Genomic DNA, 17,622 nt, shown 5'->3' on the forward strand with positions numbered 1-17,622 from the left:
TTGCTCAGACGATTGCGATGGAGGTGATGAGAAGGTCGATGGCCTTGATGCCGATGAAGGGCACGATCAGCCCCCCGAGGCCGTAGATGAGAAGATTGCGCCGCAAGAGGCTCGCGGCCGTCGCCGGCGCATAGCGCACGCCCTTTAAGGCGAGCGGAATGAGCGCGATGATGACGAGCGCGTTGAAGATCACCGCCGACAGAATGGCGCTTGCCGGGCTTTCCAAGCGCATGACGTTGAGCGCTGCGAGACCTGGATAAGCGGCGACGAAAATCGCCGGCAGGATCGCGAAATATTTCGCCACGTCATTGGCGATCGAGAAGGTCGTGAGCGAACCGCGGCTGATCAGGAGCTGCTTGCCGACCAGCACGATCTCGATGAGTTTCGTCGGATCGCTGTCGAGATCGATGAGATTGCCGGCCTCCTTGGCGGCGGGCGTCCCGGAATTCATGGCGACGCCGACATCGGCCTGCGCCAGCGCCGGCGCATCGTTGGACCCGTCGCCGCACATGGCAACGAGTTTGCCCCCCGCCTGCTCGGCGCGAATGAGTTCGAGCTTCTTTTCCGGCGTCGCCTCCGCCAGGAAGTCGTCGACGCCGGCTTCGGCCGCGATCGCAGCGGCCGTCAGCGGGTTGTCGCCCGTCACCATGACGGTGCGCACCCCCATGCGCCGCAGCTCGGCAAAGCGCTCGCGGATACCGGGCTTCACCACATCCTTCAGATGCACGACGCCGATCGGCTTGCGGTCGGCGGCGACGACGAGCGGCGTGCCCCCGGAGCGGGCGATGCGTTCGATGAGGCGCGAAAGCTCCGGCGTCGGCGCCTTGTCGCACCAGGCGAGAATCGCGTCGCTCGCCCCCTTGCGGATCGCGCGCCCGTCTTTCAGATCCGCCCCTGAAATGCGGGTCTGCGCGCTGAACGGAATAGCCGCGACCACGCGGTCATCGTGATCGATCTGCCGGCCGAGGCGTTTGCGGGCAAGGTCGACGATCGATTTTCCTTCCGGCGTCTCGTCCGCCGCCGAAGCAAGATGCGCGAGCTCGGCAAGCTGCCGTTCATCGACGCCCGAAACCGGCAGAAAATCGTCGGCCATCCGGTTGCCGAAGGTGATCGTTCCGGTCTTGTCGAGGAGAAGCGTGTCGACGTCGCCCGCCGCCTCCACCGCCCGGCCGGACTTGGCGATGACGTTCGCCTTCACCAACCGGTCCATGCCGGCAATCCCGATCGCCGAGAGAAGACCTCCGATCGTCGTCGGAATGAGAGTGACGAGAAGCGCGATCAGGAAGGCCACAGGAACCGTCGCGCCGGAATAAAGCAGGAAGGGCTCGAGCGTCGCGGTGACGATCAGGAAGATGATGGTCATGCCGGCAAGCAGGATCCCGAGCGCCACCTCGTTTGGTGTCTTCTGCCGTTCCGCTCCCTCCACGAGCGCGATCATGCGGTCGAGAAACGTCTCGCCCGGCTTCGAGGTCACCTTCACCTTCAGCCAGTCGGAGACGAGGCGCGTACCGCCGGTGACGGCGGAGCGATCGCCTCCCGCCTCGCGAATGACGGGGGCGGATTCGCCGGTGATCGCCGATTCGTCGACCGAGGCGATGCCGTCGACGATCTCGCCATCCGCCGGGACGATGTCTCCCACTTCGACGAGAACGAGATCGCCGGGTTTCAGCGTGTGGCTCGAAACCGTCCGTGTCTCCACCGCATCGAGCGCTGCGAGAAGCTTAGCAGGCGTTTCGGTCTGCGTCGCCCGCAGCGTGTCCGCCCGCGCCTTGCCACGACCTTCCGCCATCGCTTCGGCAAACGTCGCGAAATAGACCGTGAACCAGAGCCAGGCTGCGATCTGGCCCACCACCGCCGTCTCGCCGGCACCGGTCACGACACCGCGCAGGAAAAGGAGCGTGGAGAGCGCCGCCGCCACCTCCGTGACGAAGATGACGGGGTTCTTCATCAGATGACGCGGATCGAGCTTGACGAGCGCCACGCGCAAAGCCGGCGCCGTCACCTGCATGTCGAAGAGAGAAATATCGGGCTTTCTGCGCATGGCGCCTGGCTTTCTGACAGGATGCTGATGGAGGGCCGCAGCGTCGGCGCTCGGGAGATCGCCATGGGTTGCGGCCTGCAAAGGAGCTTGCGGCATCAGAACGTCTCCCCGGCGAGCATCGCCGTGTGTTCGGCAACCGGCCCGAGGGCGAGCGCCGGAAAGAAGGTAAGCCCGCCGAGGATCAGGACGACCGCGACGAGAAGCGTGACGAAGAGAGGACCGTCCGTCGGAAATGTGCCGGCTGAGGCCGCGACCTTCTTCTTGGCCGCCAGCGAGCCGGCGATCGCCAGCATCGGCACGATGAAGACGTAGCGGCCGAGGAGCATGGCAATGCCGAGGAGCGTGTCGTGGAAGGGCGTGTCAGCACCGAAGCCCGCAAAGGCCGAGCCGTTGTTCCCCGTCGCCGAGGAATAGGCGTAAAGGATCTCCGACAGCCCATGCGGGCCTTTGTTCTGGAGCGAGGCGAGCGCCACCGGGAGCGTCGCAGCCGCGGCGCCGAAAACGAGTACGCCGAGCGGCATGACCAGGAAGGCGATGACGGCGAGCTTCACCTCTTTCGTCTCGATCTTGCGTCCGAGATATTCAGGGGTTCTCCCGACCATCAACCCGGCCAGGAAGACCGTCAGCACGACGAAGGCGAGCATGCCGTAGAAGCCGGAGCCGACACCGCCGAAGACCACCTCGCCGACCTGCATGAGCAGCATCGGCGCGAGAGCGCCGAGCGGCGTGAAGCTGTCGTGCATGGAATTGACGGAGCCGTTGGAGGCGGCGGTCGTCGCCGTCGCCCAGAGCGCCGATTCGCCGACGCCGAAGCGGACTTCCTTGCCCTCCATATTGCCGGCAGCCTGCTCGACGGGAAGGTTGGCGAAGAGCGCGTTGCCTTCGCTCTCCGCCCCATAGGTGAGCGCCAGCGCGCCGAGAAAGAGGATGCCCATGGCGGCAAAGATCGCCACGCCCTGGCGCATGTCGCGCACCATGCGACCGAACATGAAGGTGAAGGCCGCCGGGATGAGGAGGATCGCCACCATCTCGGCGAAGTTTGAAAGCGGCGTTGGGTTTTCATAAGGCACGGCGGAATTGGCGTTGAAGAAGCCGCCGCCATTGGTGCCGAGCTGCTTGATGGCGATCTGCGCCGCTGCTGGCCCCTGGGCGATCGTCTGCCGTGCGCCCTCGAGCGTCATGGCATCCACATAGGCGGAGAGGTTTTGCGGCACCCCCTGCCAGACGAGAAAGAGTGTGAAGAGGATCGAGAGCGGTAAGAGCAGGTAGAGGACCGCCCGGGTGAGATCGACCCAGAAATTGCCGAGATTGCGCGCATCCGCGCCATCGGACCCGCGGCCGGCAAAGCCTCGGATCACGGCGGCGCCGACGGCGATGCCGGTCGCGGCCGAGACGAAGTTCTGCACCGTCAGCCCCGCCATCTGGCTGAGATACGAAAGCGTCGTCTCGCCTCCATAGGCCTGCCAGTTGGTGTTGGTGACGAAGCTGACCGCCGTGTTGAAGGCGAGGTCGGGCGCAAGCCCCCCAAAACCTTGCGGGTTGAGCGGCAGGTGGCCCTGCAGGCGCAGGATCGCATAGAGGATCAGCCAGCCGGCCGCGTTGAAGGCGAGGCAGGCGGCCGCGTAGCGCGCCCAATTCTGACCCGTGTCAGGATCGATGCCGCCGGTGCGATAGAAAAGCCGCTCGATCGGGCCGAGCACCGGCGTCAGGAGCGTTCGCTCTCCCGAAAACAGCCGCGCCATGAAAAGGCCGAGCGGCCAGGCGAGCGCCGTGACGACGACACCGTAGACGATGAAAAGCAGGATGTCGGAAGACATGGCCGCACCTCAAAGCTTTTCTGGGTTGAGGAGCGCCCAGACGAGATAGCCGAGAAGGGCGAGCGCCACGACGGCGCCGAGCACAAGGTCGAAGGCCATCGCTCAAAGCCTCTCGATGAGGCGCAGCGAAAGGGCCGCGGCAGCGAAAAAGCCAAGCGCGAGGCCGACAAAGAAGACGTCGAGCATTTCATCTCCATCATCCGGAACGTGAGCGGAGGATGGGCGCGGAGGCCATAAACGGGCCATTCGCGTTTCTGGCGGATCGCATCAACGAGGCATAAATGAAGGAGGCGACATCGGGCCTCCCTCACACGAGCACGACGTCACACAGAGTCCCAAGGGCAGACCATGGGCCATTCGGGGGTGAAGCGCCCTGCCCGTCCTCAGCCGCAATGCTTGGATGAACGTTTCGATCGAAGTCGTTGAGACGATTCCGGACTTCGCAGTCGGAATGCCTCGCCGGAGGCTAACGCGACGCGGGCTCCGTTTCCGAAGCCGGGCTCCCGTCGTCTGCCTTTCGGTCCGGCTCGTGCCATTTCTGAGCGAGGCCGGAAAGGTCATCAAACGTGTTGGACGTATCCGACACCGTGCGGCCCATCCCGCATCCGCCAAGCGTTCCGAGAACGGCGAAAAGACCAAGCGCCAAGGCGGTTTGCGTCACGACCTTCGAGGCGGCATTCGAAGAGGAGGTGTCCTTTCGACGGTGAATGGCGCGCATCGTTCTTCCCCTCGTCACGGCAGCTCGTTTGAGATCAGTCGCTCGACCGCACGAGCCAGCACCCGACAGCCGAAGACGATATCCTCTTCCGCCGTATCTTCGTCGATATCATGGCTGCGTCCACCGATGCTCGGTACGAAAAACATCGCCGCCGGCATCGTCTGGCCGATAATCATGCAGTCGTGACCGGCCCCGCTTGCAAGCCGCATCGGTTGTTCGCCGAGATCTGCGGCCGCTTCGGCGAGTTCCCCCGCAAGCTTTGGATTGGTCGTCGTCGGAGGGACCCGCGTGGTCACATCGACGGAGACAGCAAGCCCGGTCTCGCGCTGAAGTGCCGCCGCCTTGTCGTGCACGGCCAATTCCATTCGCTCCAGCCGCTCCAGCTCGCCGTCTCGAAACTCCAGCGCAAGTTCGGCCTGAGACGGCACGACGTTCGGGGCGCCCGGCTTCAGCGCCACACTGCCGATATTCCAAACGGTCTCCGATCCGGAGAGCTCCGGAAAGGTCGAATCCACCCAGGACGCGAAAGCGAAGATCGCGCGTCCCGCATCGCGGCGCATCGTCATCGGTGTCGTCCCGGCGTGATCTGCACGCCCCTCCGCCTTCACGCTCATGCGGCGCGTGCCGGCAAAGCCGGTGACGATGCCGATCCTCCGCCCGGCGGCAAGGAGCCGTGGGCCCTGTTCGATGTGGCCCTCGAGGAAACCAATGAGACGACGCCTGTCGGCGACGATCGGATCGCCCGAGAAACCTGCCGAAGCGATGGCAGAGGTGAGCGCCTCGCCATCCGATCGGTGCGCATGCCCAACGTCACCCTCCGACAGGAGCCCGGCGAGGCTCTTGGAGCCGAGGAGAGGCAGATAGGTGCCCTCCTCATCCTGGAAGGCGATGACGTCGATACCGACAGGAACGCTCGTGCCGCTCTCGCGAAATGCCCGCGCGACTTCGAGCGCGTAGATGACGCCCATCGCACCATCGAGCCAGCCGCCACGCGGCACCGTGTCGGAATGCGAACCGAGCAGCAGAGCCCGGTCGACGTCCGGCCACGCCCCGTAGACATTGCCGAAACGATCCTGCTTCACGACGAGGCCGATTTCGCCCAGCCTCTCTTTGAGCCAGTCGCGCGACGCGACATCGGCCTGCGAAAACGCGATCCGATCGACCCCGGTCTTGTACTTTCCGAATTCGGCGAGGCGCCGCAGATCTGCGATCAGCCGTTCACTTTTGATCTCAACCACAGCCGGCTCTTCATTCTGGCGCGGACGAAGCCAGCGCGATCGATGCGCCGCCCCGACCGCCGCGAACACGTGAAGGCTCCTTCATGGCGCGGATCGCGAGCCTCGTCGAGCGCCGAAGGCACGACCACGGGAATGGACGCCTTCGGCGACAGCGGAGCGCGCCGGCCACGATGCAGAAAGCTCAGGAGGGATCGTCGCCGAAATACTGCGTGCGCAAACGTTCCACCAGCTCGCTCTCTTCGGCCCAGATGACCTCGACGGTCAAATCCCGCGTCAGACCGGAATTTCGGCTGACGCCGAAACCATATTTGTCCGGCTCGAAGATCGGACCGACGACGTCGAGCGGCTCGTCCTGATGCGTGTGGGCGTAATATTCCAGGACGGGCGCATCGGCGATGATCGCATCGACGTCCCCGTCGAGGAGACCGGCCACAGCCCCGTCGAGATCATTGTAGGCCCGCGTCTCGAGAAAGGCCTGCTGGGCGAAAGCCTCAGAAACGCCGCCCTTGAACACCCCGACGGTCTTTCCCGGCAGATCGGCAAGACTGTCGATCTGGCTGTTGATCGAAATCGCCGTCATGACGCTGGTGACGGTCGACGTCAGATAGGCGACGACAGCGACACCGCAGACGAGCCAGAGGGCTGCCCAGACCCGGCCGACCCACCCGAACAGGTTCTTGCGGATCGGAGCCCGCCCGGACGTCGCCACCGACATGACGGAGTAAAAGCCCTCGGCGAGCGCATCGGGCCACGTCTTAGGAAACTCCGGATCGAAGCGACGATAGTAGATAGTGCTCAGGACGGTCGCCACGAGAATGACGAAGGCGAGCCAAAGATAGGCTCTCAGAAAGCCGCTATCCCTCAACCCCGACACGACCTCGCTGAAGCCGGCTCCGGCATCCTCGTTGATCATGATCCGAAGGCCGGCGTCGAACCAGGGATAGGTGAAGTCGATCCGGTGGGCACGCTGTTCGGTGATGGAGAGATTGGTGACCGCAACATCGATCTCGCCAGAGGCCGTCGCGTCGAGAAGTGCCGCAATGGTCGGATAGGGCTGGTAGTTCGTTTTGAAATTCAGTCGCCCGGCGATCGTCTCCCAGAGATCAATCGCCATGCCCTCATAGCGGTTGTCCTGTTCCATGACGAAAGGCGGGCTCATGTAAAGCCCGACATCGACCGCACGCGGCGATGCTTGCTCCTGCCTCTGTTCGTCAGGTGCCGGCGGTTCTCCGTCCGAGGTTTGGGCAAACGCAGCGCCCGCACCACTCATGAGAACGAGAACAAGCAAAAGCATCACGAGATGAGACAGTGCCGTCCACCGCCTCTCGAAAACATAACGACTTGATAACTTCACTGAGACTGTCCCCCGGCGCCCTTCTTTGGGTTTTCGATTGCTCCGGCCACATCTTCGTCAAGATGTCTTAGCCGTCGCCTAACACAAACTCGGAACGCCGACTTGCCGGTCCGCGAAACCCGCTAGCCTCCAAGCGAAATCGGTTTTTCGCAGATGCGAACCTCACGCGGCCTCACGCGTTCAGTTTGCGACGGGCGACGACGGTTTCACAGCAAAGAAAGAGCGAGAGAAAGAGGCGAGATGTCCGACACTCTGTGGTGGCAGCATGGAACGATCTACCAAATCTATCCGCGGTCTTTTCAAGATTCGAATGGCGACGGCATCGGCGACCTGGAAGGCATCCGTCAACGCCTTCCCTATCTCATCTGGCTCGGCGTCGACGCAGTTTGGATCTCGCCCTTCTATCCCTCTCCGATGGCAGATTTCGGCTACGACGTTGCCGATTATTGCGACGTCGATCCGATCTTCGGGACGCTTGAGGATTTCGACCGGCTGAGCGCCGACATCCACAAAGCCGGCATGAAGCTCATCCTGGACTTCGTGCCGAACCACACATCGGACCGGCACCCCTGGTTTCAGGAGAGCCGCATTTCGCGCGATAGCCCGAAACGGGACTGGTATATTTGGCGCGACCCCGCTCCGGACGGCGGCCCGCCGAACAACTGGATCTCCAATTTTGGTGGCAGCGCCTGGCAGTTCGACGAAGCGACGGGCCAGTATTACTACCATGCCTTCCTGAAGGAGCAGCCCGACCTCAACTGGCGAAACCCGGAAGTGCGGTGGGCCATGCACGACGCCCTGCGCTTCTGGCTCGACCGAGGGGTCGACGGGTTCCGCGTCGACGTGATCTGGCACCTGATCAAGGATGCCGACCTGCGCGACAACCCCATCAATCCCGCCTACGAGCCACATCAGCGCGAGCTCAATCGCCTGCTTGAGGTTCATTCCTGCGATCAGCCGGAAGTGCACGAGGTGATCGCTGAGATGCGCGCCGTGCTCGAGGAGTACGACGAGCGTGTTCTGATCGGCGAAATCTATCTGCCGATCGAGCGCTTGATGGCCTATTACGGCGACGACCTCAAAGGCGCGCACCTCCCGTTCAACTTCCAGCTCCTGCAATCGGCCTGGGATGCCCGCCACATCGACAATCTCATCCGCGAATACGAGACGGCGCTTCCCGAAGGCGGGTGGCCGAATTGGGTACTCGGAAACCACGACCAGGCGCGCATCGCCGATCGTCTCGGCCCTGCCCAGGCGCGGGTTGCGGCTTTGCTGCTTCTCACCCTTCGAGGCACGCCCACACTCTATTACGGCGACGAGATCGGCATGGTGCAGGTCCCGATCCCTCCCGAACGCGTGCAGGATCCGTGGGAGAAGAACGAGCCGGGCCTCGGCTTCAATCGCGATCCGGCGCGCACCCCGATGCAATGGGATGAGAGCGCCCACGTCGGCTTTTCGACTGTCGAGCCCTGGCTGCCGGTGGATCACCGAGAGAGCAACCGCAACGTCGCCGCGCAGAAGCAGGATCGATCCTCGCTTCTCTGCCTCTACAAGCGATTGCTCGAGCTGAGGCGCGAGCGAAAGGCTCTTTCCATCGGACGCTACGTGCCCGTAACGGCCGAAGGAGACATCCTCGCGTTTCGCCGCGAGCACGACGAGGAGCGCTTTCTGATCGTCCTCAACCTCGGCAGCACCACCCATCGGCTGATGCTGGATGAGGGCGTGCGTGGGCACGTCGTGCTGTCTTGCCTCGGAAGAGAGGCCGGCGACGAACTCTCCGGCACCATCGAGATACCCGCAAACGAAGGCCTCGTCGTCGAACTCGCCGACTGATCTCAAACCTCAGGCAGGAGCCCTGCAATGCTCGATCTCTGGTACAAGAACGCTGTCATCTATTGCCTTGATGTGGACGCCTATATGGACGGCAATGGCGACGGAGTCGGCGATTTCCGCGGGCTGGCCGATCGCCTCGATCACATCGAGGCACTGGGCGCGACCTGTATCTGGCTCCTGCCCTTCTACCCGACACCCAACCGCGACAACGGCTACGACATTTCCGATTTCTACAACGTCGATCCACGTCTCGGCTCGCTCGGGGATTTCGTAGCCTTCACGCGCGCCGCGGCAGACAGAGGCCTGCGAGTTCTGGTCGACCTCGTCGTCAACCACACCTCGACGGACCATCCCTGGTTCCAAAGCGCCCGCTCCGACCCCAACTCCCCCTATCGCGATTGGTATGTGTGGTCGGAGGAAAAGCCGGAGAATATCCACGACGGCATCGTGTTTCCCGGCGTGCAGGAGGCGATCTGGACCTACGACCAGAAGGCTAAGGCCTGGTACCTGCACCGCTTCTACAAACACCAGGCCGATCTCAACATCGCCAACCCGGCGGTGCGCGAAGAGATCGACAAGATCATGGGTTTTTGGCTGCAGCTCGGCGTCTCGGGCTTCCGCATCGATGCCGTGCCCTTCCTGATCGAATATCTCGGCCTCGATCACGCACCGGCCCGCAACCCGGCCGAGTATCTCTCCGACATGCGCCGCTTCCTCTCCTGGCGAAAGGCGGAATCGGTCCTTCTCGCCGAAGCCAACGTCTCCATGAAGGAGGTGACGAGCTATTTCGGCGAAGACGGCAACCGCATGCACATGGTCTTCAACTTCATGCTGAACCAGCACATGTTCCTGGCCATGACGCGCCGCGATGCCGAGCCGATCCGCCGCATCATGTCGATCATGCCGGATCTGCCTGTGGAAGGTCAGTGGGGGTCCTTCCTCCGAAACCACGACGAAGTCGATCTCGGCCGCTTGTCCTCGCAAGAGCGCCAGGAGGTCTTCGATGCGATGGCGCCCGACCCCGGAATGATCGTCTATGATCGGGGCATCCGTCGCCGCCTCGCACCGATGCTCGAAGGCGATGTCCGCCGCCTCAAGCTCGCTTACGCTCTCATGTTCGCGCTGCCCGGAACACCCGTCATCTGGTACGGCGAGGAAATCGGCATGGGCGACGACCAGAGCCTTGAGGAGCGCAATTCCGTGCGCACGCCGTTGCAATGGTCGAACCGCAAGAACGGCGGCTTTTCCTCAGCCGATCCCGAAGCACTCGTTCGTCCTGTCCTGAGCGACGGCCCTTTCGCCTACGACAAGGTCAACATCGCCGACGCCATACGCGACCCGGACTCGCTGCTCTCCTTCGTTCGCGAACTCGTGCACATTCGAAGGTCGTTGCCCGAAATCGGATGGGGAAAATGGACGGTGATGGACAGCGACACGGGGATTCTCGCACTGCGCAGCGAGTGGAAGGGAAATGTCACCCTCACCTATCACAACCTTTCCGACGAGGAGGTCGAGGTGACACTCGAACCCGCTCGGGAAAGCGATAGCGAGGAGACCGCCTATACCTCCGTTCTCTTCGGACCCGGCGCACCCCCTCGCAACTTGAAACCGGGCACCAGCCTGAGGCTCGCGCCCTACGGCTTCGCCTGGCTGCGGCCGGACAAGGAGCGCCGCTGACCGCAAGCCGCTGAAGTCCAGCGGCAGCGCCAAACCCCGCACAAAATTCGTTATTTCTCAACCACATCTCGCCTTGCCCCGACGCTTCGCGTCCAGGAGGTCAGCCTCAGATCAGACAGACATCCCATTAGATCTCGATTCAAAGAGGTTTCGACATGGGAGCTATCCGCAAGGCGAAAGCGCTTTCCACCCACGTATTGTGGGTGATGAGCCTGTTCGCCCTCCTGGCTGTTGGCGGAATGTTGTTCGTCGTTCTGCAAGCGCTCGTGGGCACAGACCACGTCTCCATCGAAAGACAGCAGCAGCTCGTGCGCCATGCCATGGAGGCCCAGACGACGCGCGTCTCCGAAGAGCAGAAGAGCGTCACCTGGTGGGATGAAGCCGTCGAGGCGGCAAAAAACCGGGATATGCCTTGGATTCACGAGAATCTCGGCGAGTGGATGTATGAGTTTTTTGGGCACGATCGCACCCTCGTCGTCGCGCCTGGCGACCGTGCGATCTACGCCATGGAAGAAGGCCGGGCTGCAGACCTTGAGACAGCCGCAGACGTGCTGCCCATCATGGGACCCGAACTGGCAAGCCTTCACCGCCGTTTCGCAGAAGTCGAAGGACACGACGCCGTCGTCGAGCGCAGTGTCAAGATGGTCGGCGGACGGCCTGCGATCATCAGTCTCCTCCCGCTCCTGCCTTACTCTGAGGCTTTGCGTGTCATGCCGGGCGAGGAATACGTGCTCGTCAGCGTGCAGTTTATCGACCACGCCTTCCTCGATCACATCCGCGACGGCTACCTCCTGGCCAAAGCGCGCATCCAGACGGATGAGCCGGAGAAGTTCAACGAAACGTCTCTCCCGGTTCTGGACGATAAGGGCAACACGCTCGCCTATCTCGCCTGGGAGCCAGATCTGCCAGGTCGTGAAATCCTCAACCAGGTGCTTCCGACGGCCGTGATCGCGGGTCTTGCGATGCTGGCACTCATCGTCTTCTACGCCCGCAACATCTACCGCAGTTCGGCCGAGATCGAGGCTGGGCGACTTCGCGCGCTCCATCTCGCATCGCACGACGGGCTGACCGGCCTGCCGAACCGCTCAGGCGTCATTCAACGGCTGGAGCGCATTCTGCCTCTGGCAGGCGAAGAGAGCATTGCCCTCCTTTTCGCCGATCTCGACCGCTTCAAGGAAGTGAATGACACTTACGGCCACCCGGCAGGAGATGATGTCATCCGGCAGTTCGCAACCCGCGTCACGCGCCTGCTCGGTGAAAAGGACATGCTCGGACGCCTCGGCGGCGACGAATTCGCCATTCTTATTCGCAATCTCGGCACGCGAGAGGATATCTCGGTGATCTGCGAGCGCATCCTCTCATGCGCCAGCGCGCCTTTCTCGATCGAAGGAGGCACGGCCCATGTCGGCGTCTCGATCGGCTACACCTTTCTTCATCCCGACATGCCCCGGAGCGAATCTCTGAGGCGGGCCGACATTGCTCTTTATGCGGCCAAGCGCGAGGGCCGCGACCGCTTCGTCGCCTTCTCACAGGAAATGGACGCTGCCCTGCGCGCCCGCCACCTCATCGAAGAAGAACTCGCAGCGACGCTGGCGCGAGGCGGCCGCGATCTCGTCCTTCACTATCAGCCGCAAGTGTCGGGACGCGACGGCGAGATTTGCGGGGTGGAAGCGCTCCTGCGTTGGCGTCATCCGCGGCTCGGCTTCCTTCTGCCCGGCGCCTTCATCGGCCTCGCCGAAGACACCCGCCTCGTGGCCAAGCTCGACGAGTGGGTTCTGCGCCACGCCTGCCGTCAGGCGCGAGACTGGCCGGAGCTGACCGTTGCCGTGAACATATCGCCCTGCTCTTTCGAACGGCTCGGACTTGCCGGGCGCCTGCTCCGGATCATGCGCGAGGAAAGGGTGAACCCGAACCAGATCGAAATCGAAATCACGGAAAGCGTCCTCCTCAAGGAAGGCAAAAGCGCTGCAGAGGAATTGCTGCATCTGAGAAGCCATGGCGTGCGGGTCGCGCTCGACGATTTCGGCACGGGTTATTCGAGCCTCAATCGGCTCAGAATGCTGAAGGTCGACAAGGTGAAGATCGACCGCTCTTTCGTGCAGCCGATCGGAGAAACGGCCGATTCGACCGCGATCGTCGACGCGATCGTCGAACTCGGCCACGCGCTCGGACTTTTGGTGACGGCCGAAGGCGTCGAAACCGAGCGGCAGCGCGAATATCTGCGTTTCATCGGCTGCGACGAAATCCAGGGCTTCTTGTTTTCCGGGCCGGTCCCGCCGGAAGCGATCAACGATATGCTGATCGAAGAAAGACAACGCGGCGCCGCCTGATTGCGCAGGCGAGCCCCTTAAAGCGCCAGCATGTGCCGAATATCGGCCGCACAGTCGCAAACCTTTCTGCCCGCGGTTTCGACCACCGGGACGGGACGCGTCCAGGGCCGGTAATCCCGCGCCACAACCTCTTGCCAGGTCGGTCCTGCGCAGCCGTCCGAAACCATCCTTCGGGTTTCGACCCGGTGGCGGTGCGCATCACGATCCGTACAGATGATCTCCACCTCCAGAAGCTCTGCGTCGGCTGTGCGCGCGACCTCGCGCCACGCATCGCGGGTCAGCATCCATGGATTGACGCAATCGGCGATGACGCGATGACCCAAGGCGAGATTGTCCGCGGCAACGGCATAGGCCGCGCGGTATCCGGCATCCTTCATATCGTCATCGACGACACCGGACGCGCGAATGGCGTTCTCGATGGAATCGATACGAAGCCAGATGGCCGCGATCTCAGCCGCCAGCACGCGCGCAATGCTTGACTTGCCGACACCGGGAAGACCGGAGAGCGACACGAGAAGCCCGCGCTTGCGTCTGCGGCTCATGCCGTCTCCGCCCGCGCCCATTCGAGATAGGGTGTGTTCACCTGCACCGTGGCAAGCGTCAGGATGGCCGGGACGTCATAAGGGTGTCTTGCCTCGATGAGGCGACGCAGGTCCGCCTCCCTCTCGGGCGGCGTCTTCAGGATCAGCACCGTCTCCTCCTCGTCCTCGATGGCGCCCTGCCAGCGATAGACGGAGACCATTGTCGGGAGGATATTGGCGCAGGCCGCCAGCCTTTCGGAAACCGCGGCTGCAGCGAGCTCTTTCGCCGTCTCCATGTCCGGGCAGGGAATATAGAGAAGCATCAACTGCCCCGTCTCCTGCAGCCCGCCCACACTGCGCTTGCGCTCGTCTTCGTCTTCCATGGTCGTTCGCCTTTGATTTCCGTGTCCGCGAGGGCCTTCCAGGATCCACGCGCAACTACAGCTTTGCCGAAGCGGCCGGCTCCGTGCTAGGCGAAACGTGACCCGAAGCTGGGCTCGCCACAACCGCCGCTACCGACACGCCCGTCATGACGATCGTATCGCCGATCAAGAAGATCGCCATCATGTCCTCCGATTCGCCCGAGGCCGTGGGGGCGGCAGACCTTTTGCGGGAAACCTATGGCGAGGTCCCGCCCAAAGATGCCGATGTCGTCGTGGCTCTCGGCGGCGACGGACTGATGCTGCAGGCGCTGCACGCACACATGGATTCGGGCAAGCCGATCTACGGGATGAACCGCGGCTCCGTCGGCTTTCTGATGAATGAGTACAGGCCGGAAGGTCTGATGGAACGCATTTCGGAAGCGAAGGTGGAGCCGGTCCATCCGCTGCGCATGAGCGTTCTCACCGCGGACGGCGAAACGATCACGGCGCACGCCGTCAATGAAGTGGCGCTCTTCCGCCAATCCTATCAGGCCGCAAAGCTGAGGATCACGATCGACGGCCATGTCCGCCTCGAAGAGCTCATCTGCGACGGCATCCTGCTTGCGACACCGGCAGGCTCGACGGCCTACAATCTATCCGCCCACGGGCCCATCATCCCGATCAACGCACCCTTATTGGCCTTGACCCCGATCAGCCCGTTTCGGCCGCGTCGCTGGCGCGGCGCCCTGCTGCCCGATCGGGCCGAAGTGACGCTCGAAGTGCTCGAGACCGACAAGCGGCCGGTCAATGCGGTCGCCGACCACACGGAATTCAAGAGCGTGCGTCAGGTTTCGATCGTCGAAGACAAGACGGTGACCGGCTTTATCATGTTCGATCCCGATCACGGCTGGGACGAACGCATCCTGGCCGAGCAGTTCCGCTACTGACGCTCAGGCGGCCGCCTTGATCTGAAGGGCGTAGCCGCGCGCCGCATCACGCTTTGCATCCATCGCAAGACGCCTCAGAAGAGCGAGAAGATCATCGAGTTCACCCGTCGGCCGGGCTCCGTAACGCAGGAGCACGGCGTCGATCAGCCGGGTGGCGCGCCGATAATCGTGACCGGAACCGGCCTCGCAATCGAGGTCGCGCAGGACCTCCATGACGGTCACGATGACAGGCACGGCGCTCGCGGGCAGTCCGGCCTTTCGAAGAAGTGCGCCGAGCCCGGAGGAGCGCCCGGCGGCCACGAGAGCGGAAACCCGCCGTCGCGGCATATCGGCAAGCGCGGCGATCGCTTGCTCGAAGAAATCGATCTGTCCGCAGACCGCCGCGCGCACGAGGAGCACGGGGGTCAGCTGATCCGAATCGAGAAGTCGGTTGACGAGTTGCACGAGGCCCGCAGGTCCGGCGTCTTCGGCCAAGACGAGGACCGCGCGTTCGAGCGTTTCGTCGGCAACCGCCCGCGCCTGCATCGGGGAAAGCCAGCCTTTCGCGGAGACGAAGGCGCACAGGCTGTCAGCCAGATCTTCCAGAAGGACCTGGCGCACGCCCACAGGCAGATCGCTGCGCGCCAAGAGCATCTCGCGCAGCTCCGCCTCGTGGCCATAGCGTTCGACGATCCGGTCGAGGGAGAAACGCGCCACGCAGGCCCCGTCGTTGCAGAGGAGATCCATCACGGCTTCCAGGCAGCCGACTTCCGCGATCGCGGCGGCAAGCGCGCGCGACACGGTTCTGCGACGCGCGATCGCCGCCTGCACTTCCGGCTCGCGTGTCGCCACGAGATCGACGAGTTCGCCGTCGAGGAGAAGCGGCGAGTGTTCGACCACGATCGTCGCCACTTCAAAGTGATCTGCGGACAGCGCGAGAATGACATGGTGCGGCGCCATCTCGCTGTCTGCGAGCTGTTCCGCGAGCGCCAGACGGACCAGACGATTCGGATCGTCGAGCAGAATGGTCATGGCCGCTTCGAGGCCGTCATGCTCCTCCGGCGACAATTCGGAGGTGAGAAAAGCACGTGCGAGCGCACTCGCGGCTTCCACACGTCGCCTCGGTGCGGCACTTTCGATCCAGGTCAAAAACCGTTCGACGATCATCAAGACACTCTCCTCAATATGAGATCGTGCACGGGGATGATTAATGATCGGTTCACCATAGCGTCGGCCTTTGCGCAGCGCCCTCCTCAGTCCCCAGCTATGGCCCCAACGATGGGTGAAAAATGATGCGCTCCTACCTTCTCGTGCCCGCAGACAGCGAGCGGAAGCTCGCGGGAGCGCTGACGAGCGGCGCCGACGCGCTCATCCTCGATCTCACCGATTCGGTTGCCCCCCGGGACAAGGGCAAGGCCCGAAAGCTGGCGACAGACTTTTTGCGCAGGCACGTCGGTCTCATGCGCCCTCGCCTCTTCGTGCGCATCAACGCTCTCGAGAGCCCTCTGAGCGAGGGCGATCTCGACCACGTCATGACCGGCGCGCCCGCCGGCATCGTGCTGTCGGCCGCGGCGGGAAAAGACGATGTCGTGCTCCTCGGCGCACGCATCTCCGTTCGCGAAGCGCTTCACGGTCTCCCGGACGGCGGCACACGCATTCTCGCAGTCGCAGGAGATCGGCCCGATTCCGTCTTGGCGCTCGGAAGCTATGCCGGCGACGTTGCGCGCCTCTGCGGCCTTGTTGGGTGCGGCGACAGGTCTGCGGCGGGAATCGGGCGCCAGAGGGAGAGCGATGAAGACGGCGACTGGGGAAACCCGTCTGCGCTTGCACGCAATCTGTGCCTTTTTGCCGCCGGTGCAGCACATGTCGATGCCATCGATCGCCCCTATCAGGACTTTGCCGACTCAGAGGGGCTTGCCGCCGAAGCGGCGAAGGCTGCTGACGCAGGCTTCGCGGGCAAGATCGCCATCCATCCCTCACAGGTGGCGGCAATCAACGCTGCGTTTACACCGGATCCCGACGCGGTCGCGGCGGCCGAGGCTTTGATTGCCACGTTCCGAGAAGCAGGAAACCCGGGAGCACTCGCAATCGAGGGGCATGCCTGCGATCAGAGCGATCTGCGAAAAGCCGAACGGCTTGTCGCGCGCGCCGCTCAGATCACCCAGATCCGTGAAATCGTCAGCCCGTCATCTTCGGATCCTTCGGGCGAATGATCTCGAAGACACCGTCGACCACGGCATAGTCGAAATAGCCGCAGCGCGCGATCGTTCGGGCCGCCGCCATGTCGAAGCGGTCGTCGCGGATGAAGCGGTCATCGACATAGATCGAGACGACTTCTCCGAAAACGACGATGTTGCCGGACCACTGCCCGTCGAGACCGGCGAGACGGTCCGCCTTGAGAAGCCGGCATTCGAGCGCCGTCGGGGCATCGCGAACGCGCGGCGGCTTGACGACGGCGCTCTCCGCCATGGCGAGCCCCGCCTCTTCCGCCTCGCTGACCCCGCGGGGATAGGCGGCCGAGGTCGCATTCATCTCTTCGCGGAGATCGAACGTCGTGAGATTGCACACGAATTCGCCTGTCGCCTCGATGTTCTTCACGCTGTCTTTCTCGCCAAAGGACGAGAACATCACGATATGAGGATCGTTGGAGACGGCGTTGAAGAAGGAATAGGGCGCAAGATTGAGACGCCCTTCCGGATCGAGACTCGAAATCCAGCCGATCGGACGGGGCGCGACAATCGCCTTGAACGGATCATGTGCGAGCCCGTGGTCCCGCAGGCGCGGCGTATAACGCATCTAAAATCC

The 17,622-nt window shown here is 63.2% G+C and carries 14 protein-coding genes; 5 read left to right on the forward strand and 9 right to left on the reverse strand.

Features of this window, described 5'->3' with window-relative positions:
* Positions 1 to 4 precede the first annotated feature (4 nt).
* The 5 genes from kdpB to L0F51_RS05495 form a co-directional block, all read right to left on the reverse strand.
* Positions 5 to 2,041 (reverse strand): potassium-transporting ATPase subunit KdpB, encoded by a 2,037-nt coding sequence (kdpB, locus tag L0F51_RS05475; protein ID WP_234629343.1) that lies wholly within the window; start codon positions 2,039 to 2,041, stop codon positions 5 to 7.
* Positions 2,042 to 2,136: 95 nt separating this feature from the next.
* Entirely contained in the window at positions 2,137 to 3,858 is a 1,722-nt protein-coding gene (gene kdpA / locus L0F51_RS05480; protein ID WP_234628266.1) for a potassium-transporting ATPase subunit KdpA, read from the reverse strand.
* A gap of 9 nt (positions 3,859 to 3,867) precedes the next feature.
* The gene (gene kdpF, locus L0F51_RS05485) at positions 3,868 to 3,957 is read right to left on the reverse strand and encodes a K(+)-transporting ATPase subunit F (RefSeq protein WP_092816200.1); all 90 of its coding nucleotides are present in this window, start codon (positions 3,955 to 3,957) and stop codon (positions 3,868 to 3,870) included.
* Positions 3,958 to 4,590: 633 nt separating this feature from the next.
* Positions 4,591 to 5,814 (reverse strand): hydantoinase/carbamoylase family amidase, encoded by a 1,224-nt coding sequence (locus L0F51_RS05490; RefSeq protein WP_234628267.1) that lies wholly within the window; start codon positions 5,812 to 5,814, stop codon positions 4,591 to 4,593.
* Between the two features lie 181 nt (positions 5,815 to 5,995).
* On the reverse strand, positions 5,996 to 6,973 hold the full coding sequence (locus L0F51_RS05495; RefSeq protein ID WP_234628268.1) for a transporter substrate-binding domain-containing protein: 978 nt from the start codon (positions 6,971 to 6,973) through the stop codon (positions 5,996 to 5,998).
* Between the two features lie 435 nt (positions 6,974 to 7,408).
* Between L0F51_RS05495 and L0F51_RS05500 the strand changes: the two genes are divergently transcribed.
* From L0F51_RS05500 to L0F51_RS05510, 3 genes are all read left to right on the forward strand, one after another.
* On the forward strand, positions 7,409 to 9,001 hold the full coding sequence (locus L0F51_RS05500; protein ID WP_234628269.1) for an alpha-amylase family glycosyl hydrolase: 1,593 nt from the start codon (positions 7,409 to 7,411) through the stop codon (positions 8,999 to 9,001).
* A gap of 27 nt (positions 9,002 to 9,028) precedes the next feature.
* Complete coding sequence (locus L0F51_RS05505; protein ID WP_234628270.1) at positions 9,029 to 10,678, forward strand: alpha-amylase family protein; 1,650 nt, start codon at positions 9,029 to 9,031, stop codon at positions 10,676 to 10,678.
* 155 nt (positions 10,679 to 10,833) lie between these two features.
* Complete coding sequence (locus L0F51_RS05510; protein WP_234628271.1) at positions 10,834 to 13,008, forward strand: bifunctional diguanylate cyclase/phosphodiesterase; 2,175 nt, start codon at positions 10,834 to 10,836, stop codon at positions 13,006 to 13,008.
* A gap of 17 nt (positions 13,009 to 13,025) precedes the next feature.
* Here L0F51_RS05510 and L0F51_RS05515 read toward each other — a convergent pair whose 3' ends face one another.
* Together L0F51_RS05515 and cutA are read right to left on the reverse strand one after the other, a co-directional pair.
* Entirely contained in the window at positions 13,026 to 13,550 is a 525-nt protein-coding gene (locus L0F51_RS05515) for an AAA family ATPase (protein WP_234628272.1), read from the reverse strand.
* Complete coding sequence (gene cutA / locus L0F51_RS05520) at positions 13,547 to 13,912, reverse strand: divalent-cation tolerance protein CutA (RefSeq protein WP_234628273.1); 366 nt, start codon at positions 13,910 to 13,912, stop codon at positions 13,547 to 13,549. Before cutA ends, L0F51_RS05515 begins: the two co-directional genes overlap by 4 nt.
* A gap of 146 nt (positions 13,913 to 14,058) precedes the next feature.
* Between cutA and L0F51_RS05525 the strand changes: the two genes are divergently transcribed.
* Entirely contained in the window at positions 14,059 to 14,838 is a 780-nt protein-coding gene (locus L0F51_RS05525; RefSeq protein WP_128291722.1) for an NAD kinase, read from the forward strand.
* 3 nt (positions 14,839 to 14,841) lie between these two features.
* Here L0F51_RS05525 and L0F51_RS05530 read toward each other — a convergent pair whose 3' ends face one another.
* Positions 14,842 to 15,984: a DUF2336 domain-containing protein gene (locus L0F51_RS05530; RefSeq protein ID WP_234629344.1), complete on the reverse strand. Its 1,143-nt coding sequence runs from the start codon at positions 15,982 to 15,984 to the stop codon at positions 14,842 to 14,844.
* A 122-nt stretch (positions 15,985 to 16,106) separates the two neighbouring features.
* On the opposite strand from L0F51_RS05530, the gene L0F51_RS05535 reads away from it, so the two are divergent.
* Complete coding sequence (locus tag L0F51_RS05535; RefSeq protein WP_234628274.1) at positions 16,107 to 17,030, forward strand: CoA ester lyase; 924 nt, start codon at positions 16,107 to 16,109, stop codon at positions 17,028 to 17,030.
* On the opposite strand, the gene L0F51_RS05540 is transcribed toward L0F51_RS05535, so the two are convergent.
* Positions 16,996 to 17,613 carry a flavin reductase family protein gene (locus tag L0F51_RS05540; protein WP_234628275.1) on the reverse strand — a complete coding sequence of 206 codons (618 nt, stop codon included), beginning with the start codon at positions 17,611 to 17,613 and terminating at the stop codon, positions 16,996 to 16,998. The two genes, L0F51_RS05535 and L0F51_RS05540, sit on opposite strands and share 35 nt — an antisense overlap.
* Positions 17,614 to 17,622: the final 9 nt, after the last annotated feature.

It is taken from the genome of Afifella sp. H1R (genome assembly GCF_021462425.1).
Lineage (GTDB): Bacteria > Pseudomonadota > Alphaproteobacteria > Rhizobiales > Afifellaceae > Afifella > Afifella aestuarii.